Source organism: Pseudomonas sp. XWY-1, assembly GCF_002953115.1.
Classification (GTDB): Bacteria; Pseudomonadota; Gammaproteobacteria; order Pseudomonadales; family Pseudomonadaceae; genus Aquipseudomonas; species Aquipseudomonas alloputida.
Genome location: NZ_CP026332.1, coordinates 3,155,575 through 3,175,909 on the forward strand (window position 1 = coordinate 3,155,575; position 20,335 = coordinate 3,175,909).

18 protein-coding genes are annotated in these 20,335 nt (G+C 64.0%); 3 read left to right on the plus strand and 15 right to left on the minus strand.

The genetic code is table 11. The features are described from left to right. Nucleotides 1-193 precede the first annotated feature (193 nt). Both PRJ_RS14590 and PRJ_RS14595 read left to right on the plus strand, forming a co-directional pair. The gene (locus PRJ_RS14590; RefSeq protein ID WP_104961783.1) at nt 194-937 is read left to right on the plus strand and encodes a carbon-nitrogen hydrolase family protein; all 744 of its coding nucleotides are present in this window, start codon (nt 194-196) and stop codon (nt 935-937) included. Next, complete coding sequence (locus PRJ_RS14595) at nt 934-1,176, plus strand: hypothetical protein (protein WP_010953917.1); 243 nt, start codon at nt 934-936, stop codon at nt 1,174-1,176. The genes PRJ_RS14590 and PRJ_RS14595 overlap by 4 nt, the downstream gene beginning before the upstream one ends. 4 nt (nt 1,177-1,180) lie before the next feature. Here PRJ_RS14595 and PRJ_RS14600 read toward each other — a convergent pair whose 3' ends face one another. From PRJ_RS14600 to PRJ_RS14640, 9 genes are all read right to left on the minus strand, one after another. Then, on the minus strand, nt 1,181-1,681 hold the full coding sequence (locus PRJ_RS14600; RefSeq protein WP_004576657.1) for a methylated-DNA--[protein]-cysteine S-methyltransferase: 501 nt from the start codon (nt 1,679-1,681) through the stop codon (nt 1,181-1,183). Between the two features lie 70 nt (nt 1,682-1,751). Next, nucleotides 1,752-2,552 carry a lipopolysaccharide biosynthesis protein gene (locus PRJ_RS14605; protein ID WP_104961784.1) on the minus strand — a complete coding sequence of 267 codons (801 nt, stop codon included), beginning with the start codon at nt 2,550-2,552 and terminating at the stop codon, nt 1,752-1,754. A gap of 206 nt (nt 2,553-2,758) precedes the next feature. Then, nucleotides 2,759-4,399 carry a fatty acid--CoA ligase gene (locus PRJ_RS14610; RefSeq protein WP_371928123.1) on the minus strand — a complete coding sequence of 547 codons (1,641 nt, stop codon included), beginning with the start codon at nt 4,397-4,399 and terminating at the stop codon, nt 2,759-2,761. Nucleotides 4,400-4,410: 11 nt separating this feature from the next. Then, nucleotides 4,411-6,189: an acyl-CoA dehydrogenase C-terminal domain-containing protein gene (locus PRJ_RS14615; RefSeq protein WP_104961786.1), complete on the minus strand. Its 1,779-nt coding sequence runs from the start codon at nt 6,187-6,189 to the stop codon at nt 4,411-4,413. Next, entirely contained in the window at nt 6,182-8,647 is a 2,466-nt protein-coding gene (locus PRJ_RS14620) for an RND family transporter (RefSeq protein ID WP_104961787.1), read from the minus strand. Before PRJ_RS14620 ends, PRJ_RS14615 begins: the two co-directional genes overlap by 8 nt. A gap of 15 nt (nt 8,648-8,662) precedes the next feature. After that, entirely contained in the window at nt 8,663-9,658 is a 996-nt protein-coding gene (locus PRJ_RS14625; protein WP_104961788.1) for a YCF48-related protein, read from the minus strand. Between the two features lie 21 nt (nt 9,659-9,679). After that, a complete protein-coding gene (locus tag PRJ_RS14630; protein ID WP_104961789.1) occupies nt 9,680-11,038 on the minus strand; it encodes a DUF1329 domain-containing protein in 1,359 nt (452 codons plus the stop codon). Between the two features lie 38 nt (nt 11,039-11,076). Then, nucleotides 11,077-13,032: a DUF1302 domain-containing protein gene (locus PRJ_RS14635; protein ID WP_104961790.1), complete on the minus strand. Its 1,956-nt coding sequence runs from the start codon at nt 13,030-13,032 to the stop codon at nt 11,077-11,079. A 77-nt stretch (nt 13,033-13,109) separates the two neighbouring features. Then, nucleotides 13,110-13,685, minus strand: coding sequence for an alpha/beta hydrolase (locus PRJ_RS14640; RefSeq protein WP_104961791.1), 576 nt, complete (start codon nt 13,683-13,685; stop codon nt 13,110-13,112). 246 nt (nt 13,686-13,931) lie between these two features. On the opposite strand from PRJ_RS14640, the gene PRJ_RS14645 reads away from it, so the two are divergent. Continuing rightward, complete coding sequence (locus PRJ_RS14645; RefSeq protein ID WP_064490590.1) at nt 13,932-14,963, plus strand: AraC family transcriptional regulator; 1,032 nt, start codon at nt 13,932-13,934, stop codon at nt 14,961-14,963. Here the strand turns inward: PRJ_RS14645 and PRJ_RS14650 are convergent. The 6 genes from PRJ_RS14650 to PRJ_RS14675 all read right to left on the minus strand — a co-directional run bounded on the left by PRJ_RS14650 (nt 14,926) and on the right by PRJ_RS14675 (nt 20,270). After that, nucleotides 14,926-15,258: a Rieske 2Fe-2S domain-containing protein gene (locus PRJ_RS14650; protein WP_020191133.1), complete on the minus strand. Its 333-nt coding sequence runs from the start codon at nt 15,256-15,258 to the stop codon at nt 14,926-14,928. The genes PRJ_RS14645 and PRJ_RS14650 overlap by 38 nt on opposite strands. After that, nucleotides 15,255-15,908, minus strand: a complete 654-nt coding sequence (locus tag PRJ_RS14655; protein ID WP_020191132.1) for a DsbA family protein — start codon at nt 15,906-15,908, stop codon at nt 15,255-15,257. Before PRJ_RS14655 ends, PRJ_RS14650 begins: the two co-directional genes overlap by 4 nt. A 4-nt stretch (nt 15,909-15,912) precedes the next feature. After that, complete coding sequence (locus PRJ_RS14660) at nt 15,913-17,193, minus strand: MFS transporter (protein WP_064490592.1); 1,281 nt, start codon at nt 17,191-17,193, stop codon at nt 15,913-15,915. Nucleotides 17,194-17,320: 127 nt separating this feature from the next. Further along, nucleotides 17,321-18,373, minus strand: a complete 1,053-nt coding sequence (locus tag PRJ_RS14665) for a 3-keto-5-aminohexanoate cleavage protein (RefSeq protein ID WP_104961792.1) — start codon at nt 18,371-18,373, stop codon at nt 17,321-17,323. A gap of 54 nt (nt 18,374-18,427) precedes the next feature. Then, nucleotides 18,428-19,276 (minus strand): TauD/TfdA family dioxygenase, encoded by an 849-nt coding sequence (locus PRJ_RS14670; protein WP_012052451.1) that lies wholly within the window; start codon nt 19,274-19,276, stop codon nt 18,428-18,430. Between the two features lie 13 nt (nt 19,277-19,289). Further along, nucleotides 19,290-20,270 (minus strand): quinone oxidoreductase, encoded by a 981-nt coding sequence (locus PRJ_RS14675; RefSeq protein WP_064490593.1) that lies wholly within the window; start codon nt 20,268-20,270, stop codon nt 19,290-19,292. Nucleotides 20,271-20,335 lie beyond the last annotated feature (65 nt).

Consider the following 20,335-nt stretch of genomic DNA (forward strand, 5'->3'; position numbering starts at 1 on the left):
CACCCTGCCCGCCTTCATGCGGGCCGTGCTCATGGCGCTGTCACTGGACAGCATGGCACAAGGTACCGTGGCTGCGCAGGTCGGGGGGGCGTTTTGCTGCGCATCCCAGGCTTCCTGAAAAACCCTTCACTGGAACAGGCGTTGGTGCCGATAGTATGCTCGGCACGTCAATCTTCACCAGGGAATGGTTCTGATGAAACTGTGCGCCGTACAACTGGCGTCGCTCAAGGGCGATTTGCCAGGCAACCTCCAGCGCCATCTGGTTTGCATCGAGCAGGCTGCGGCCCTGGGTGCCGAACTGGTGGTGTTCCCCGAGCTGTCGCTGACCGGCTATGAGCCGAGTGTGGCGCGACAGGCCGCCCTGCCCGTCACCTCCGCGCGCCTGGACCCGCTGCAGGCAGCCTGCGACCGCTTGGGCATTACGGTTGCCGTGGGCCTGCCATTGCCGACGCCCGACGGCATACGCATCGGCATGCCCATCTTCTGCCCAGAGGCGCCGCGCCAGGCCTATGCCAAGCAGCGCTTGCATGATGATGAGCTGCCTTACTTCACCCCAGGTGATCAGGCATTGCTGCTGGAGGTGGGTGAACACCGGGTGGCACCGGCGATCTGCTACGAATCGATGTTCCTGGCGCATGCCGCCGTGGCCCGCGAGCGCGGTGCCGACCTGTACCTGGTCAGCGTTGCGAAAACCGCCAAGGGTATCCGCGAGGGATATGCGCACTACCCAGAGGTGGCACGCGAGCTGGGCATGCCGGTATTGATGGCCAACTGCGTGGGGCCGGCCGACACCTTCATCGGTGCCGGCGGTTCTGCAGCATGGGACAGCCAGGGGCACTTGCTGGCCAGCCTGGATGACCACAGTGAAGGGCTGATCGTACTCGACACCCGCAGTGCCAGCGCGATCACCCTGCCCTTGAACCTGCACCCTGCATGATCTATCTGTTTCTAGCGTTACTGAGTTACGCCTGCACCTACTGTCTGGTCGGTTTGCTGATTCAGGGTCAACTTGCCGATGTGGCCGAGGGATTGCGCCATCGGCCCGATGCGCCTACGCCCGGCGAGTACCTGCGTGAGGTCGGGCCCCGCGCACGTCAGGCCCGGCGGCAATACACCCTGATCGCCGGTTCGGTGCTGGCCGTGCTGGCCTGCCTGATCGCCAGCGGGTTCGGTTGACGCCTTACAGGTCCAGCGCCAGGCTTTGCCGCCCTTCCAGCGCCAACAGATACTGCTTGGCCGCCAGGCCACCGGCAAAGCCGGTCAGGCTGCCCGACGCGCCGATTACCCGGTGACAGGGAGCGATGATCGAAATCGGGTTGCGGCCATTGGCAGCGCCAACCGCGCGTACCGCCCTGGGGTTGCCGAGCTGCCGGGCAATGTCGCTGTAGCTGCGGGTTTCGCCGAACGGTATCGCCAGCAATGCGGCCCACACCTGGCGCTGGAACTCAGTACCGGCAAAGTCCAGCGCCAGCTCGAAACGCTGGCGCTTGCCGTCAAAGTACTCGCCCAGCTGGCGAGCGGTTTCCCGCAATACCGGGCACTGGTCGTCCCGGTGCAGTGCGCCCAGGCGTACGCGGTTTTCCCGCTCCTCTTCCCACAATACGGCTGCCAGGCAATTGCCACGGGCCACAAGGGTCAGCATACCGACGGGCGATGGCATGATCGTGAATGCGCTGGACATAGCCGGCTCCTGCAAGTTGCGACCGCCCAACTGTACGCATCCACAGTCTTTCATGCACCCGCTTTCTTGCTCAGGTAACTGCACAGCCAGCAATGTGCCGCGCCTGGCTGAGCGTGACCTTGGGTATCAGCTCAGCGGGAATGCGTGATGTTGCCGACAGGTTGTAGACGTGGAAATGCTCGCTGACCACTTCCCTGGCCATCAGCTTCAACGACGGCAGGATGCGGCTGTCCCAATGCTGGTCGAGTCCGCACGGCGAAGACGGGCCCTGGCCGTCCTCGTAAAAGCGCCCGACGCTCTGGTCGAGGTCTACCCCCACCAGCAACACTTCCTCGAAGCCCAGGTGATAGGCCAACTGCAAGGCCACATAAGCCACCGTGCGGGCATCGAAAAAGCCATGGGCCATGTCTTTACTGAAGGCAATCGAGCGGCTGCGTTTGCTCCACAGTGCCCGGTTGCACACGCAACTGTCACCATGGCCGCGCAAACCGTCCAGCAGGCTCGGCATGTCGGCTTTGTGCAAGGCATAACACTGGGTGTGGGCTGGCACATCGGCACGCGCATACTGCTCAGGCCACAGGGCCAGGCGTTCGCTGTCGCGCACGGCAGTGGCGAACAAGGCCGGCTGTTGCTGGCAAAAGCTTTTGTCGGTGCACACGTAGAAGAAGGGTTTGATGCCGTGTTCGGCGGTCATGGCGACCGACCCGTTCATGGCGATGATGGGCAAGTGCGCAAACTCGCCCAGCGGAAAATGTTTGGCAGAAGCCCCGGAGGCAAGGATCACCACGGGGCCCTGCTGGGAATTGCGACACGCCTCGAAACCGGAGAACGCCCCGCGTTCAGCGCTTGGCTGCGACGGAAGTGTGTTCATCAATGGCATCTTTAACTGGACAGTACAAACCACAATACTGATCCGTGTATATGCCGTGGCCGCTTTTACCTAACTTTACCTGGGTGAACTCAAGTCAACCGCCATTCCCTTGTTTGGCGGGGTTTTGGGGCTGCTGAGCGCGCGGGCAAAGCCCCCGCCAGCAACAAGATGGGGCGCAAGGCGCCCCCAGGCATCGCAAGCCACTTCTATATTGCAGTCTGGCGAATGCGTTTCTTGTCGATCTTGCCGACACTGGTCTTGGGGATCTCGTCCACACACCGCACCTGCCGCGGTATCGCCCATTTGGCCAGGTGCCCGCTGTCAACATACGGCTGCAGGTGCCTGGCCAATGCCGGCTGGTCCAACTGCACACCGTCATGACAGACCACCAAGGCCAAAGGTTGTTCCCCCCACTGTGGATCAGGAATACCGATTACCGCGACCGAGGCGACGGACGGGTGCTGGCTGATCAGGTTTTCCAGCGCCACCGAACTGACCCACTCGCCACCGGTCTTGATCACGTCCTTGATGCGATCGCGGATGCGCACCACGCCCAGCGAGTCGATACAGGCCAGGTCACCGGTGTGCATCCAGCCCCCCAGCCACAGCGCCGCGCCTTGCTCCGGTTCGTGCAGGTAACCCTGGGTCAGCCAAGGCGCGCGCACCACGATTTCGCCCAGGCTTGCGCCATCGTGCGGTACTTCCCTGCCCTCGCTATCGACGATACGCAGGTCCACCAAGGCAATCGGCACACCGGCATCGATGCGCAGCGGCAGTTGCTGCGCCATGGGCTGTGCCAGCAAGTCGGTGCTCAGGTGGGTGATGCTGAGCAGCGGGCAGCTTTCCGACATGCCGTAGCCACAATGCACACTGATGCCGCGCCCGCTGGCACGCTGGGCCAGGCTCAGCGTCAGGGCGCTGCCGCCCAGCAGCATCTTCCAGCCGGTCAGGTCGGTGCAGCGCCCTTGCTCGCTGTCGAGCATCATCTGCAGCACCGTCGGCACGCAATGGGAGAACGTCACCCCCTCGTCATGGAACAGGCGCACCAGGCGGTTGGGCTCGTAGCGCCCGGGGTAGACCTGCTTGATGCCCAGCGCCGTGGCCACATAGGGCACGCCCCAGGCATGCACGTGGAACATGGGCGTGATCGGCATGTACACATCGCCGGTGCGCAGCAGCGCTACCTCGCCACACGCGGCCAAGGTGCCCTGCTCGACCAGGGTATGCAGCACCAGTTGCCGGTGGCTGAAGTACACACCCTTGGGGTTGCCGGTGGTACCGCTGGTGTAGAACAGTGTGGCCAGCGAGTTTTCGTCGAAGTCGGCAAATTCGAACTGTGGCGCTGCAGCCGCCAGCATGGCTTCGTATTCGCCCAGCAAAGGCACTGTCTGCGCGGCAGCATCGCCGTCGCTGAGGCGGATGATGCCCTCGACTGCCGGCAGGTCGGCGCATAGCTGCTGCATCAATGGCAGGAAGTCGTCATGCACCAGTACCCACCGATCCTCGGCGTGGTTCATGGTGTAGCGCACCTGCTCGCTGGACAGCCGCACGTTCACCGTATGCAACACCGCGCCCAGCATTGGTACGGCAAAGAAACATTCCAGTGCCCGGTGGCTGTCCCAGTCGAGCAATGCCACCGTGTCGCCAGGCTTGACCCCGGCTGTGGTCAGCACGTTGGCCAGCCGTTGGATGCGTTCCAGCAACGTGGTGTAGGTGTAGCGCAGCTTGTCGGCGTAGACGATTTCCTGGTTGGGCTGGTAGCGCACACCCGACAGCAGCAGGCGTTTGATCAGCAACGGATAGGCATAGGCCTGCTCGGCCCGGGGCATGACGCGAGTGGTGAGCATGTTGGCGGCCATCACAGTTGCTCGGCCTCGAGCAGGTACAGGCTATCGCTGCCGGCCCTGACACTGGCGCTGAGCGAGTGGATGCGTGGTAGCAGGCGTGCAAAGTAGAAGCGCGCGGTACCGAGCTTGCTGAGGTGGAACGGCTCAGGTACCGCCTGGCCCTGGCACACCACGGCCATGCGCGCCCACAGGTAGGCGTAGAAGGTGTAGCCAAACACGTGCAGGTACTCCACCGCCGCCGCGCCAAGCTCGCGCGGGTTGCCTTGGCTGCGGTCGAGCAGCCAGGCACTCAGTTCGTCAAGGTTGTGCACGGCAGCCAGCAGTGGCGCACTGAACTCGGCGTGCGCCACTGGCAGCGCCTGGGCAAAGCTGACGATTTCGTCGGATAGGCCACGGTAGGCCTTGCCGCCATCACCAAATAGCTTGCGCCCTACCAGGTCGAGCGCCTGGATGCCATTGGTGCCTTCGTAGATCTGGGTAATGCGGCAGTCACGAATCAACTGCTCCTGGCCCCACTCGCGGATATAGCCGTGGCCACCCAGCACCTGCTGGCCGTGCAGGGTAGTCTCCAGTCCCATGTCGGTGAGGAAGGCTTTGGCGACCGGCGTAAGCAACGCCACCTTGGCCTCGACATTGGCGCGTGTAGCCGGGTCGTCGCTGTATTTGGCCATGTCCAACTGCAACGCCACGTAGGTGGAAAATGCCCGCCCGCCCTCGTTCAGCGCTTTCATGGTCAGTAGCATGCGGCGTACGTCCGGGTGGACGATGATCGGGTCGGCATACTGCGACGGCGCTTCAACACCCGACGGCGCGCGGCCTTGCAGACGATCACGGGCATAGGCGATGGCTCCCTGATAAGACCGCTCGCCCAGCGCCAACCCCTGGATACCAACGCCCAGGCGCTCGTAGTTCATCATAGTGAACATGGCATTGAGGCCCTTGTTCGGCTCGCCGACCAGGTAGCCGATGGCGCCGTCGAAGTTCATCACGCAGGTGGCCGAGGCCTTGATGCCCATCTTGTGCTCGATCGAGCCGCAGCTCACTGCGTTGGCCTCGCCAAGCACGCCGTCGGCGTCGACCAGCACCTTGGGCACCAGGAACAGCGAGATGCCTTTGGGGCCGGCCGGTGCATCCGGTAGCCGCGCCAGCACCAGGTGGATGATGTTCTCGGTCAGGTCCTGCTCGCCGCCAGTGATGAAGACCTTGGTGCCGCTGATGCGGTAGCCGCCGTCGGCGAGGGGTTGTGCCCGGGTGCGGATCAGGCCCAGGTCGGTGCCGGCGTGGGGCTCGGTCAGGCACATCGAACCGGCCCAACGCCCTTGGTACATGGGTGGCAGGTACAGCGCCTGCAAAGCCTCACTGGCATGGTTGAGCAGTGCCAGGCAGGCCCCGGCGGTCAGCATCGGGTACAGGCCAAACGACAGGTTGGCGGCATTGAGCATCTCTTCGAGTTGGGCGCCGATCACCTTCGGCATGCCCATGCCGCCGTAGGCCGGGTCCCCGGCCACACCGACCCAGCCGTCAGCGGCAAATGCCCGGTAGGCATCGGCGAAACCGTCGGGCGTGCGTACCTGGCCAGCCTCCCAGCGGCAGCCCTGCTCGTCGCCACTGCGGTTGAGCGGCGCCACTCGCTCGGCAATCAGCTTACCGGCCTGCTCGAGTATGGCCTGGGCAGTGTCACCATCGACCATCTCGGCCAGTACGGGCGTTTGCGCCCACCAGGTCGGGATGTCGAACACTTCGTTGAACAGAAAATCCATGTCGCGCAGTGGCGCAAGGTAATCAGACATGAGGCGAGCACTCGGTTTCTTGGGTTTGCGAAAGCGCAGGCGCCTGGGCATCGGCAGCTGCCGGGGCGCCCTGGCCGCGCAGGAGGAAGTGCGACAACGCGGGTATCAGCACCAGCGCGCCGAGCATGTTCCACAGGAACATGAAGGTCAGCAGCAGGCCCATGTCGGCCTGGAACTTGATTGGCGACCAGGCCCAGCCGGCTACGCCAGCGGCCAAGGTGATACCGACCAGCCCCACCACCCGACCGGTGAAGGCCAGGGCTTTCTGGTAGGCGTGGGCCAGGCTCAGGCCGGCGCGCTGGTAGTGCAACTGCACGCTGAGCAGGTACAGCGCGTAGTCCACGCCAATGCCCACCCCCAGGGCGATCACCGGCAAGGTGGCGACCTTGACGCCGATGCCCATGGCCACCATCAACGCCTCGCACAGCACCGAGGTAAGCATCAGCGGCAGGATTGCCACCAGCGTCGCTCGCCAGCTGCGGAAGGTGACCAGGCAGAACAGGGTCACCGCCAGGTACACCAGCAACAGCATGCGGTGGTTGGCCTCGCGCACCACCTCGTTGGTGGCGGCCTCGATGCCCGCGCTGCCGGCGGCCAGCAGGAACTGGTGGTCAGCACTGCTGTTGGCCTGGGCGAAACGCTCAGCCGCTACAGCCACCTGGGCCAGCGTGTCGGCGCGGTGGTCCTTGAGGTAGGCGATCACCGGCATCAGCGAACAGTCGTTGTTGAACAGCTCCGGGGCGTTGACCGAGGCTTGCTGGGCGGCGTAGTTGAGCACGTCCTGGTTGCGCTGAAGGCTGTTCAGGCGCGCGTTGCCTTCGTAGGTACCCGCAGTGATCTGGCGCACCGCGTTTGCCAGCGACACGGTGGTCTGCACACCCGGCAGTTGCTGCAGCTCCCAGGCCAGGCGGTCGGCGAGGATCAGTGTCTGATATTGCAGGCAGCCTTCGGGGGCCGTCTTGACCATGACCGCGAAGGTATCGCTGGACAGTGCGTAGTGCTGGGTGATGTAAGCGTTGTCGAGGTTGTAGCGCGAGTCCGCACGCAGCTCGGGGGCGCCACTGTCGAGGTCGCCGATCTTCAGCTGGAGGCTACCCCAGGTGCCTAGGGCGGCCAACGCCAGGGCAGCCAGCAGTGCAGCACTGGCCCACTTGCGTTCGGTGAATCGGTCAAGCAGCGCCCACAGCCGGCCGAAGCCACGGTGCTGATCCGCGCGAGCATCGATACGTAGCGCTCGCTCGGCAGCCTTGCGGCCCACACCGACATAGGACAGCGCCACCGGCATCAACAGCAACGAGGTAAAAATCAGCACTGCCACACCAATGCTGGCGGTGATTGCCAGGTCCTGAATCACCGGAATATCGATCAGCATCAGCACCGCAAAGCCCACGGCATCGGCCAGCAGTGCGGTGACCCCGGCCACGAACAGGCGGCGGAAGGTATAGCGGGCGGCAATCTGCCGGTGCGTACCGCGGCCTATGTCCTGAAGGATGCCGTTCATCTTCTGCGCCGCGTGCGACACGCCGATGGCAAAGATCAGGAACGGCACCAGGATCGAATACGGGTCGATGGCATAGCCCAGCCAGGCGACGATACCCAGCTGCCATACCACCGCAGTCAGCGAACACACCACCACCAGCAAGGTGCTGCGCACACAGCGGGTATAGCAGTAGATGATCACCAGGCTGGTCAGCACAGCCAGCGCAAAGAACGCCATCACCTGGATCAGGCCGTCGATCAGGTCACCCATCAGCTTGGCGAAGCCGATCACATGAATGCGGTACTGGCCGCTGGCCTGGTACTGACTGCGCAACTGTTCGAGCTTTTGCGAAAAGGCATGGTAGTCCAGGCCTTTGCCGGTGGCTGAGTCCTGGTCCAGTAGCGGCACCACCAGCATGCTCGACTTGAAGTCGCGCGCTACCAGGCTGCCGACGATGTTGGCACGCTCGATGTTCTGCCTTAGCTGTTCGATATCACCGGCTGCGCCTTGATACCCGTCAGGCATGACCGGGCCGCCCTGGAAACCCTCCTCGGTTACCTCGGTCCATCGCACCGCCGGGCTCCACAAGGACTTCACCCATGCCCGGTCCACGCCTTGGCTGAGGAACAGTTCGTCGTTGATATGGCGCAGGGTCTGCAGGTAACCCGGGTCGAAGATATCGCCGTGGGTGTTCTCTACCACCACCCGGACCGCATTGCCCAATCCGCGCAGCGAAGCGCGGTTTTCCAGGTAGTTCTGTATGTAGGGGTGGCTCTGCGGCAGCATCTTGTCAAAGCTGGGGCGCAGCTCCAGGCGCGTCGCCGCCATGAAGCCCAGCACCAAGGTTGCCAGCAGCATGCACAGCAGAAATGGCCAACGATGGTTGAACACCAGGCGTTCCAGGCAATTGCCCGAGCGTGGGTCGAAATCGGCGAGGTTGCGGATTACCGGAAGCGTATCTTGGCGGGTAGCGGCCATCAGGGTCTTCTCTTGTCAGGGGTGCTGCGTGGGGTTACCGGCCTGGTTGCGCACGCCACGCTCGCCCACCAGCACCAGGCCGTTACCGGCATCGCTGACGAGTGCGGTGACTGGGCTGCGGGGGCTGTGGGCTACCGGGCTGAAGCTGGCGCCGTCATCGCGGCTGAGCAGCAGGTCACCGGCCTGGCTGGCAAGCCACAGCTGCCCATCAGGGTCGATACCGGCGGCGGTGAGGCTGGTGTTGATCCCTGTGTCGATCAGTTGCCACTGCTGGCCGCCATCGGTACTGCGATAGACGTGGCCGCGCAGGCCGTATATCAGCAGCACGCCGGGCTTGCCGACGGCACCGAACAGGGTGCCGGCGTAGGGTGTGCCGACGCGAGCGAAGCGCTTGCCGTCCCACTTCAGCAACAGGCCCTGCTCGCCCGTGATGAACAGCTCGTCGCCCACCGCGGCCAGGCTGGTCAGGTGCAGGCCTTGCGGGTTGTCGCTGTGGTCGAGCCACGGCTGCCAGTGCTCGCCGCCATCAGTGGTGCGAAGCAGCAGGTTGAACACCCCCACCGCGTAGCCCGTGCGGGTATCGCTGAACCACACGTCGAGCAAGGCATTGTCGGTGCCCGCGCCTGGCAGCTGTTCGGCCAGTACCCGGCCGTCGAGCTGTTTTTGCCAGTGCATGCCACCGTCACGGCTGTGCAGGACCACACCGTCATGGCCCACCGCCCAGCCCAGCTCGGGCGTGGCGAAGCTCACCGCATTCAGGTCGGCGCTGACCGGCACCTGGGCTTGCTGCCAGTGCCCGCCGTGGTCATCGGAATACAGGATGTGCCCGCGCGGGCCGACCGCGACCAGGCGCTGCCCGGCCCAGGTCACATCACGCAGGGCGCTGCTGCTGGCAAGGGCGCTGGGCATGGCGGGCACATCCAGCACATCGGTGAATGGCGCTGCCTGGGCCGCGCCATGCAGCGCAACCAGGGCCAGCATCACCACGCTGCATCGTTTGAAGACAGGCATTGGAACCTCTGCTCCGTGCGTTTAGCGAATGCCGTTGCCGGCCAGCGAATCGGGCGACCATTGGGTTTTCGACAACGGGTCGATGTAACGGATGCCGCCGTAGGCACCGACCACGCCGTTGAGGTTGTAGGTGCCGCCGATGAGGTCGTAGATCATGAACGGCGTGGCGTCCGGGGTCTGCTTGTCATAGCTCTGGGTGAGGAAGGCGAACGAACCCCGGTACAGCTGGCCACGGGCGTCGTACTGGTCCGAGGCCAGCGCGATCCAGCTGTCCTCATCGAGGTAGAAGCGGCGCTTGTGGTAGATGTGACGCGCGCCGTCCTTAAGCTTGCCTTCCACCACCCACACGCGGTGTTTTTCCCAGCGTACAAACTGCGGCGCCAGGTGATTGGGGGTGATCAACTGCTTGACGTCGGTGTTGTAGGTCAGCCGGTAGGTGTTGTAAGGCACATACATCTCCTGCTTGCCGACCAGGGTCCAGTCGTAGCGGTCCAGCGCGCCGTTGAAGACGAACACGTCATCGTAAGTGCCAGAGCCGGAGGTGCCCGGGTTGGGCGTGTCGTAGGCCAGGTTAGGCGCCAGCTTGACCCGGCGCTGGCCCGGCAGGTACTGCCAGGCGCTGCGCGGCTGCACCAGCGGGTTGGCAGCGTCGCGCAGCATCATTGCTTCACCGGCACGGCGTGCGGGCCCGGTGTACACCAGTTTCATCTGGTAATAGGTGTCCTTGGCGCCGATCGGCTTGGTCATGTCCTCATAGATCGGGTAACCGATGTGCGCCTGGCCGGTGGTCGACAATGACGGTTTGCCGGCAGCATCGACGTTCCAGGAGTCGTACTTGGCGGTCATGCTCACGCCCTGGTAGCGCAGCAGGAAGTTCCACATGGCCTCGGCGCCGTTCTGCGGAATGGGGAACGGAATGCCCGGCAGCACGTTGTCCACTGCGCTGCCGCCCTCCTGGCTTCTGGCGCCGGTGGCGTTCTTGCGGGTGTTGTCCAGCACCGCCTGCGGCAGCGCGACGCTGCGGTGAGTCGGGTACACGTCAACGTGGTAGCTGGGGTAGCGCTTGAGCAGTTCGAGGGTAGTGGCGGTCAGTTGCCCCTTGTACTGATCGGCATTCTTGCCATCGATGACCAGCAACGGCTTCTCGCTGGCAAATGGGTCGGGGCGCATGCTGGCGCCGCTCTGATAGCTGGCCGGTGGGGTAAGCAGGCCGCCTTGGTAGGCCGGGATGGAGCCGTCGGCATTGCCGGCCTTTTCGGCGCCGAGGGTGGTCAGGTTGTTGCCCAGGTGTGCAGCCTGGTCAGGAGAAACGGCAGCCTGGGCGGCGTTGAGCGCGGCCAGCGACAGACACGAGGCCAGCAGGGTACGTACGAAGATCATGATGGTTGTCTTCCTGTGTAGGCGGTAGGAAACAGGACTCAGAAGGTCGTCTTGACGGTCAGGTACAGCGCGCCACGGTCTTCGGTGGTGGCGCCACCACCGGAGAAGGAGGCGTAGCCGCCGCCGTAGCAGGTGTAATCCTGTTCGCCGTCCAGGGCATTGGGGGTGCTGCCGTCGGTCTGGCCGTCCTTGCAGGCCTTGGTCTCACCGAAGCTGTCGACGTACTTGAGGTCGACGAAGTACTGGTTGTAGATCGCAGCGCTCAAGCCCACCGCGTAATTGCCGGTGTTTTCGGCGCCGCCGCCTTGCACCGGCGAGACACCGTCCAGGCCGACGTTGACCGACAATGGCATGCTCAGATCCATGCCCGGCAACACCTGGTACCAGGTGGGGGTGAAGTTGACGGCGATACCCCAGTTGTCGCGGGTCGCCTTGTCGATGCCGCGGTAGCTGCCCTTGCCTTTGTACAAAGCCTCGTTGTGGCCATCGAGCTTGAGCAGGTTGCTGTAGAACAGCTCCCCGAGCAGGGTTGCCGAGTCGAACAGCGGCGTGTCACCCATCGTCATCAGGCCGTTGACCGTGAAATGCAGGGTGTCGCCAGTGGCGCTCAGGCTGTCACCATCCTTGGGTACGTCGTAGACCACCCCGCTGCCGGGCAGGCGCGACGGCAGTAAACCGAAGCCACCACCCAGGCCACCTTGGCCGGGGGCACTGACGATTGCCGGGATACTCGCCAACGGCATGTTGTGGCGGATGTTGAGGTCGCTGCCGACGCTGATGCCACCCACATCCTTGGACAGGCTCAGGCCGTAGATGTCGATGTTGTCGGCATAGGCAAACTGGTAAGTGGTGCTTTGCAGCGAGTTGTACAGGTTGCCGACCGCCGCCTGGCGGCTGCCCGGTGGGTTACCGAAAGGGCCACTGGCCACGGTCATGCCGCGCGCGTCGAGCCAGGCCTGGGGCAGAATCTCGGACGTCTTGCGGTAGTAGAAACCGAGGGTGCCGCCCAGCCATTGCGGCGACCACCTGGCCATGATGCCCCAGTCGCCGCTCTTGCCGGGCGTCAGGTCATGACCGCGGCGGATGGTGGTCAGCGCTCCGCGCACCGGGATCAAGCCCGGGGTGCCGGTGTGGCCGAGCAGGAAGCTCTGCGCGCCCTCGCCTACCACATCGGCGCCGCCATAGTAGGTGCCCGCTTCGGGCAAGCGGGCAGCATCCCAGTCGAAGAAGTACTGCGCACCCAGGGTGAGTTCGGAGTTGACCAGGAACGAGGTCGACAACTGGTTACGGGGGACGAACAGCTCCTTGGCCTCGGTGCCTGGCGATGCCGCCAGCTTGGCCAGGTCCAGGCCGGACTGGCCATAGCTCAGCGAATGCACGGGGTTGAGCAGGGTTTCCCCCCAGAACAGGTTGTGCTGGCCCAGCTTGGCACTGACCTGCGACGCTTCGCCGACATCACGGCTCATGAATACGAACGCATCCAGCACTTCGCCCGATGGGCCGTTGTAGTATCGCTGGGCGTAGTTGCTCAGGTGCGGGCTGCCCAGGGGTGTGCCAGTACCCGGCAGGCCATTGAGGCTGGGGCTGATGCCCGACTGATCACCGTTGCCATTGACGAACGGGTTGCTGTTGGAGCCGGTGTTGTCGTAGGCCTTGTCGTACCAGCTGGCAGTGCTGACGCGAAAACCGGTGTTGCCCTGATACACCACATCCAGCTCGGTCAGCAGGTCGACCCGGTTGGTGATGTTGGTGCCGGCCTTGCGGAAGTTGTAGTCACCGTCGTTGCTGTTGGGCGTGCCCAGCATGCGCTTGTCGGCGCTTTCCGTGCGCACGCCATAATTGTATTTGACGGTATTGTCGAAGCGCACGGCCCAGTCTTCATTGCCGGTCTCGACTTCGACGGCCTGGGCGGCGGGCAGCGTGAGCAGGGCGACGGCGCAGGCGAGCAGGCAGCGCTGTGGCTTCACGGCATGGTGAATGCGGTGTTCTGGCATTACGATGGCTCCACGTATTGTTATTGTTTTTTACGCCGCCCGTCTGTTGCGGGCGTGGCTGGGGCGTCCATGCGTTACTACAGGGTTTCGGCGTCCAGACGGCGGATCAGGGCCTCGGCCAACGGCCACGGGCCGAAACCGGAAGCCGGGTTGAGATGGCCGACGGCGCCCAGGTTGACCAGCTCACTGCCCCAACGGTGGGCAAGTTCGCTAACGGCGGCGTAGCTGGCCAGGTGGTCATTGCTACTGGCCGCGACAATGCTCGGGAACGGCAGCGCCGTGGTTGGCAACGGCGACCAGCCCTGGGCGGCCAGGCTGGCTGGGCTTGGGTAGTGCGCCGGCCATTGGGCGTCGAGGTCTGGCGGGGCAGCCAGCAAAGCCCCCTTGATCGGCCACCGGTAACGCGCGGCCCAGTGGGCGACCATCAGAACGCCGGCACTGTGTGCCACCAGCAGCACCTGGCCGTCGATCTGCTCCAGTTCGCGCTGGATCGCCTCGACCCGGGCGTTGCAGCAAAGGCCGTCAACCTTCAGCGGCGGTACGCTGCGCACCTTCGCCAGGCGGCTGGCAAGCAGCGTCTGCCAATGATCGGCGACGTGGTCGCGCAGGCCAGGGACGATCAACACGGTGGCAGTGGTTTGCAGTTTTTCCACGGTGAACCTCGTGTGCGGTGTAGCTGTTGAGGTTCACAGTAAACAGCCCTCCCCCCGGGTGCTTCACATTGGGCGTCAGGTACTTTTCATTTGATGACAATGGCCCGAACAGGGCTTTGCTTTTCAATTGATGACACGCAGGCTATAAAACCCGTGCACCTGCAAGCCAAGTGCTTTTTGTCGCAACAGCCTTGTGCTGCTGCCTGAAAGCGCCAGGTTGCCTGAACAATAGGGATAACAATAAAAATGCCTGCCCTCGTCCGCGCCGCCAGCTTGACCAACTACCTGGAAGTGTCCCGCCACCTGGGCCTCAACCCCCACACACTGCTGGCGCAGGTGGGCCTCAGCGCGGCGTTGCTCGACGACCCCAACCGGCGTATCCCGGTGGCCAGCGTGATCAACCTGCTGGAAGCTTCCGCCAGCGCCAGCCACTGCGAGAGCTTCGGCTTGCGCATGGCCGAACTGCGCCAGTTGTCGGACTTCGGCGAAATCAGCCTGCTGCTCAGCCACCAACGCAACCTGCGCGACGCGCTGCAGGTGATCGTGCAGTACCGCCACCTGCTCAATGACGCGCTGGCCATTCATATCGAAGAAGCTGGCAAGACCGTGGTCATTCGCGAAGAGGTGATCAGCGAGCGCGCGCCCTGTAGCCGCCAGGCCACCGAGCTGGCTATCGGCGTGATGATGCGCTTGTGCGCGGCGCTGCTCGGCACGCACTGGCACCCGATCAGCGCCAATTTCACCCATGCGGCCCCTGCCGACCCCGCCATTCACCGGCGCATTTTCGGCTGCACGCTGGTGTTTGGCAGCGAGTTCAACGGCATCGTCTGCCCTGCCGCCGACCTCGACAGTGCCAGCCCGCTGGCCAACGAAGCCATGGCCCGCCTGGCCCGGCGCTACCTGGACACGCTGCCGGCAGGCAGCGAGCCATCGCTGGAGCTGGAGCTGCGCAAGACCATCTACCTGCTGCTACCCATGGGTCGGGCCACCCTCGAGCAAGTGGCGCAAACCCAGGGCATGAACGTACGCACCCTGCAGCGGCGGCTGGAAGACAGCGGCTTGACCTTCAAGGACCTGATCAATAGCGTGCGACGTGACCTGGTGATGCGCTACCTGGAGAACCCCAGCTATTCGCTGGGTCGCATTGCCGATATGCTCGGCTACTCGATGCCCAGTTCGTTCACCCGCTGGTTCATCGCCCAGTACGGCATGCCGCCGGCCAGCTGGCGGGCACGCAGCGTCAGCCCTGCTCCCCAGGCCCGTCACCATCGAGGGTGATGAACACCGCATCACCCTCCTGCTGCACCGGGTAGCTGGCAACTTTCAACGCCTTGGAATTGACCAGGTAGCCGCTGGCCAGGTCGAAGCGCAGGCCGTGGGCACAGCACTGGATCACCCGCCCTTCCAGGCGCCCGCCACACAGCGACGCCCCTTGGTGCGGGCAGCTATCGTCGATGGCATAGAGCGCACCGGCGACATTGAACAACGCTACGCTGCGGCCCTCGCAGGCCAGCAGCACCCGGCCATTGCGCTCCGGCAGCTGGCTGGGGTTCAGGGCGATACGCAGGCTCATGCCTGCACCCTCTCTGACAAGGCGTCGGTCATCGCGGCAAACAGCGCCTCGGCTGGCCGCACCCCGGCAATCAGAGGGCCCAGGTTGAAGCGATAACGTGGCACGGCACTGCCTGCACGCCCTGCACCGTCGAGGAACGGGCTGCCATCATCACGCAGACAATCGATTACCTGCGCGGCCTTTAGCCCGCAACTCTCGGCGATGCCGAGCAACGTGCGGCTGTCACCGAGGTCGCGGCCTTGGTGGAAATAGGCAATGAACAGCCGCTCCAGCAACGCTTGCTGTTGCGACGCGCCAAGCAGACTGCCGGCCCGCTGCATCAACCGGTGGGCGTTGCCGGTGTTTGGCATGCGACAGATGCGCGAGAAGTCGATATCCTCCCCCACCACGCGGGCAGCGGCGCGCACCTGAGCCTGGCGCTCGCGCACTGCCTGCTCGCTGCCCAGGCGTTGAAGGTAGAACTGCTTGAAAGGTACCCCATTGGCTGGCAGCCCCGGCAGCAACTGCACGCCCTGCCTGTGAACCTGCACTTGCACGTGTGGCTGCTCACGCTGCAACAGCAACAACGCAGCCTGCAAGTGCCGCTGGCCAATCAGGCACCAGGGGCAGACGAAATCGAAGAGCACCTCGATGGACAATTGCTGTTTCACAGTTTCAACTCCTGGCGCGCAGACGATCCATGTCGCGGTGGTAGTGTCGTTTGGCAACCAAGAACACAGCCGCCGCTGCAATGCTTGTCAGTGGCACCAACTGCAGCGCCGCCTGAAGCCCGATCAGGTCAGACACCCGACCGGTGATCAGCGGCCCGGTGGCCAGGCCCAGCAGGTTGTTGGCCAAGGTCAGGGTGGCGAATGCCGTGCCATGCACAGCAGCGTGGGTAAGGTTGGCGACCATGGCACTGGACGGGCCATTGGTGCCGGCGGCTATCATCATGCCCAGGCAGATCAGCACCAGTTGCGCGGTACCGGCAGGCAACGCAAAGGCTATGCTCAGCAACGCGCAACTGCCCAGGCAATAGCCAATGGCCAGGCTGATCTTGCGGTCCGGGCGCTGCCGCCCAAGGCGATCGCAGAGCATGGCGCAGAGAATCATGCCGATACCACTGCACAGCACGATGACGGCGGCGATCGCCCCGGCGCGGTCGGTGCCCATGGCGTAATAGCGGTTCAGGTAGCTGGGCATCCACACGATCAGGGTGCCGCCGACAAACAACTGCAGGCCACTGCCGACATAGGCGGCGATGACCGAACGGCTGCTGTACAGGGTGCGCAGCGGGTGGCTGGCCTTGTCCAGCGCCTGCTGCGCGCACTTGGGGGCAATGCGCCCCTCTTTGACGATGACCGGGTAGAGCATCGCCAGCACCAGGCCGAACAATGCCATGCCGGCGAATGCCCAGCGCCAGCCCAGGTGCTGGGCCAACACCCCGCCCAAGGCCATGCCCAGCACCGAGCCGAACATGCCGCCCGCCATGAACGCTCCGGCCAGCGTCGAGCGCATGTCGCGGGGGAATACCGCGACCACCACGGCAATGCCGACACTGCCATAGGCGGCCTCGCCGACCCCGACCAGGAAGCGTGCAATGAACATTTGCGAATAGTTTTCCGCCAGGCCACAGCCGAGCGTGGCCAGGCTCCACAGCACGGCCATCAGCACCAGGCTGCGTACCCTGCCGAAACGGTCGGCCAGCAGCGACAACGGGAAGGTCAGCAGGCCGACCATCAGCGCGACGATGCCGCTGAGCAAGCCCAACTGGCTGTCGCTCAATGCCCATTCGCCCTTGAGCAGCGGAAACACCGCATTGAGCACCTGGCGCGACATGTAGTCGGAGATCAACAGGCCGAAGGTCAAGGCGAAGACGACCCAGGCATAGCGCCGGGGGATGCTGTTGGCAGTGTCGGTGCCGGAGTCTTCGGCGCTGACGAGATAGGTGGCCATGTTGCCTCCTTGGGTGTGAAGCGTGGGTGTCGTTTTTGTTGTTATGGGTAACCGCCAGAACTCACGTTGCGTTTTTTGGCCTCTTCGCGGCGACGCACGCGAAGAGGCCGGGCCTGCCATAACCGCATCAAGTGCGCTGCGGCACGCCCTTCTCACCCGCCTGGCGGTTCGGCGCCATGCCATTGGCTTTCAGCGTTTGCTCGACACTGTCGTACTGCTGCCCGATGCGGTAAATGGCGCGGGCCTCCTTGCCGCTGGCAATCTCGCGCCCCAGCTCATGGGCCACGCGCACGGTCTGCTGGACCTGCTGCACCGAGGTGAAGCGTTTGCCGTGCTGGTCGATGATGGTGTCTTCATTGCCGCAGCGCGGGTGCAGGCCCATGGCCAGCGCCATGGTGTTGAACGGCAGCACGTTCTTGAGCAACGATTCGGCAGTCAGGGTGCAGCCGTCCGGCGCGCGGTGGATGAAGTTGAAGAAGTTGAACGGGTTGGGGCCGTCGAAACCGCCGCCAATACCGATCCAGGTCAGGTTCAGCGGCCCCATGTAGTCACCCCGGCGCACGATGCGTTCGAGGGTTTCCAGGGCATGCATGCCGGTCAGCTGGAAATGCGGCTGGATATGGCTGGCCTGCAGGCGGCGCAAGTGCTCGCGGACCCAGGCCGGGCCGGCCGGCACGGTCATTTCGCTGTAGGCGGCATGGATTGCGGGGCTGGCCAGCGAGGTGCCCTCAAGGTACTCGGGGTACAGCAACTCCATGATGTTCATCTGCGTGGTGTTGATGGCCACGGTCACCTGGTCGGGGCGCGGCGTCAGCTCGGCAAGCATGTGCCGGGTGTCATCCGACAGCCATTTGGCCGCCTCGCCTTCGCCTTCCGGGGCGAAGGAAATCGAACCGCCAACTTGAATGATCATGTCCGGCACAGCTTCACGTACCCCGGCGATCAGCTCGTTGAACTTGGACAGGTGCTTGGAGCCTTTGCCGTCCAGCTCACGCACATGCAAGTGCAGCACGGTGGCGCCTGCCTCGTAGCAGTCGACGGCCTTCTGCACCTGCTCGTCCATGGTCAGCGGAATGTCTTCAGGGAAGTCTTCGGGCATCCACTCCGGGCCATAAGGGGCGACGGTGATGACCACCTTTTCCATGTTTTCCGGGTGCAACGAATCGTCGAAGAATTGCATGCTGTAGTCCTCGCTATTGTTATTGTGCGGTTACCGCCAGTGACGGCGGCAGGCTTAGAACGTGCGGCTGCCCTTGATCCCGGCACGCTCCATCTTGCGATGGCATGGCGGGTAGTCCATGACCGCGTAATGCTGGGTGCTGCGGTTGTCCCAGATCGCCACGCTGTTGGGCTTCCAGCGCCAGCGCACCTGGTATTCGGGCAGGTAGGCCTGGCTGATCAGGTAACGCAGCAGGTCGCCGGCACCGGGGTTCGCATCCTGGCCGAAGCGCACCCGCTGCGGGGTGTGGTAGTTGCTGAAGTGGGTGGTGAAGGCGTTGACGAACAGCACCTGCTCGCCCGTTTCCGGGTGGGTGCGTACGACCGGGTGCTCGGCGTCGGGGAACTGCGCCTTGAGTGCCAGCCGTTTGTCCAGCGGCATTGCAGCGCCGAAGCTGGCCTCGATGCTGTGGCGAGCGCGCAGGTCTTCGATTCTGGCCTTTACATCGTTTGGCAGGTTTTCATAGGCCAGCACCATGTTCGCCCACAGGGTATCGCCGCCTACCGGAGGGCATTCCACACAGCGCAGCACACACCCCATGGGCGGTGCCTCACGCCAGGTGGCATCGGTGTGCCAGGCATTTTCATAGCGGTCGTTGGGCTGGTCCGGGCGCTTGTAGATCTGCACCAGCCCCGGGTGCTCCGGGTCGCTCCCGGCCACCGGGTGGTCCTCCAGCTCGCCGAAGCGGCGGGCGAAGGCCACGTGCTCAGCACGGCTGAAGTGCTGGTCGCGCAGGAACAGCACACGGTGCTGGAGCAACTGCTGACGCAACTGGGCGAACAGTTCGTCATCGTGAATCGCATCGGCCAGGTTGACGCCACTCACCTCGGCACCGATCGCGCAGGTCAGTTGTTCGATGTGCATGCTGTTGCCCTCTTCAGATGACGAAGATCGACGAGCCCGTGGTTTTGCGGGCTTCCAGGTCACGGTGGGCCTGTACCGCGTCCTGCAGGGCGTAGTGCTGATTGATTTCGATACGAATGCGCCCGCTGCTGACGTGGTCGAACAATTCGCCGGCCAGGTCAGCCTTTTCTGCCGGATCGGCGATGAAGTCGGCCAGTGCCGGGCGGGTAAGCTGCAAGGAGCCCTTGATGGCCAGCAACTGCGGGTCGAACGGCGGGATGCTGCCCGACGCCGTGCCGACGCAAACCATCAGCCCGCGACGCTTGAGCGAATCGAGCGAGCCGGTGAAGGTGGTCTTGCCGACACTGTCGAACACGACGTTCACCCCTACTCCGTCGGTCAGTTCGCGTACGCGGCTGGCGACGTCTTCGACGCTGTAGTTGATGATGTGGTTGCAGCCATGGGCGCGGGCCACCTCGGCCTTGGCCTCGGTGGATACCGTGCCGATCACGTTCAGCCCAAGCAGCCGCGCCCACTGCGCGACAATCAGGCCCACCCCGCCAGCAGCCGCATGCAGCAGCACGCTGTCACCGTGTTTGAAGTCATACAGCCGGCGTAACAGGTAGGCCGAGGTCAGGCCACGCATGGTCATGGCGGCAGCAGTCTCGAAGGCAATGGTTTCCGGCAGCTTGATCAGCGCCGCTGCGGGGATCAGGCGCTCGGTGCAATAGGCACCCAGGGTATTGAGGAAACCGGTATAGGTGACCCGGTCACCGACCACCACCTGGGTCACGCCTTCGCCCACCGCCTCCACCACCCCGGCAGCTTCCACGCCGATGCCATTGGGCAGCGTGATCGGGTAAGTGCCGTTACGAAAGTAGGTGTCGGCATAGTTCAGGCCCACCGCCACCTGGCGCAAACGTACCTGCCCAGGGCCGGGCTCGCCAACCTCGGCGTCCTCGTAGCGCAAAACCTCGGGGCCACCGGTCTGATGGAAACGTACCACTTTGGACATGCTTGTCTCTCCAATCATCGATCTGGACGTCAGGCGTCAGTGCTGGTGATTGGACTGTATGCCCT

Excerpts from the sequence above, each read along its gene's own strand:
- PRJ_RS14590 (WP_104961783.1), top strand. The coding sequence starts at position 194 with ATGAAACTGTGCGCCGTACAACTGGCGTCGCTCAAGGGCGATTTGCCA.
- PRJ_RS14595 (WP_010953917.1), top strand. The coding sequence starts at position 934 with ATGATCTATCTGTTTCTAGCGTTACTGAGTTACGCCTGCACCTACTGT.
- PRJ_RS14600 (WP_004576657.1), bottom strand. The coding sequence starts at position 1,681 with ATGTCCAGCGCATTCACGATCATGCCATCGCCCGTCGGTATGCTGACC.
- PRJ_RS14605 (WP_104961784.1), bottom strand. The coding sequence starts at position 2,552 with ATGAACACACTTCCGTCGCAGCCAAGCGCTGAACGCGGGGCGTTCTCC.
- PRJ_RS14610 (WP_371928123.1), bottom strand. The coding sequence starts at position 4,399 with ATGCTCACCACTCGCGTCATGCCCCGGGCCGAGCAGGCCTATGCCTAT.
- PRJ_RS14615 (WP_104961786.1), bottom strand. The coding sequence starts at position 6,189 with ATGTCTGATTACCTTGCGCCACTGCGCGACATGGATTTTCTGTTCAAC.
- PRJ_RS14620 (WP_104961787.1), bottom strand. The coding sequence starts at position 8,647 with ATGGCCGCTACCCGCCAAGATACGCTTCCGGTAATCCGCAACCTCGCC.
- PRJ_RS14625 (WP_104961788.1), bottom strand. The coding sequence starts at position 9,658 with ATGCCTGTCTTCAAACGATGCAGCGTGGTGATGCTGGCCCTGGTTGCG.
- PRJ_RS14630 (WP_104961789.1), bottom strand. The coding sequence starts at position 11,038 with ATGATCTTCGTACGTACCCTGCTGGCCTCGTGTCTGTCGCTGGCCGCG.
- PRJ_RS14635 (WP_104961790.1), bottom strand. The coding sequence starts at position 13,032 with ATGCCAGAACACCGCATTCACCATGCCGTGAAGCCACAGCGCTGCCTG.
- PRJ_RS14645 (WP_064490590.1), top strand. The coding sequence starts at position 13,932 with ATGCCTGCCCTCGTCCGCGCCGCCAGCTTGACCAACTACCTGGAAGTG.
- PRJ_RS14650 (WP_020191133.1), bottom strand. The coding sequence starts at position 15,258 with ATGAGCCTGCGTATCGCCCTGAACCCCAGCCAGCTGCCGGAGCGCAAT.
- PRJ_RS14660 (WP_064490592.1), bottom strand. The coding sequence starts at position 17,193 with ATGGCCACCTATCTCGTCAGCGCCGAAGACTCCGGCACCGACACTGCC.
- PRJ_RS14665 (WP_104961792.1), bottom strand. The coding sequence starts at position 18,373 with ATGCAATTCTTCGACGATTCGTTGCACCCGGAAAACATGGAAAAGGTG.
- PRJ_RS14670 (WP_012052451.1), bottom strand. The coding sequence starts at position 19,276 with ATGCACATCGAACAACTGACCTGCGCGATCGGTGCCGAGGTGAGTGGC.
- PRJ_RS14675 (WP_064490593.1), bottom strand. The coding sequence starts at position 20,270 with ATGTCCAAAGTGGTACGTTTCCATCAGACCGGTGGCCCCGAGGTTTTG.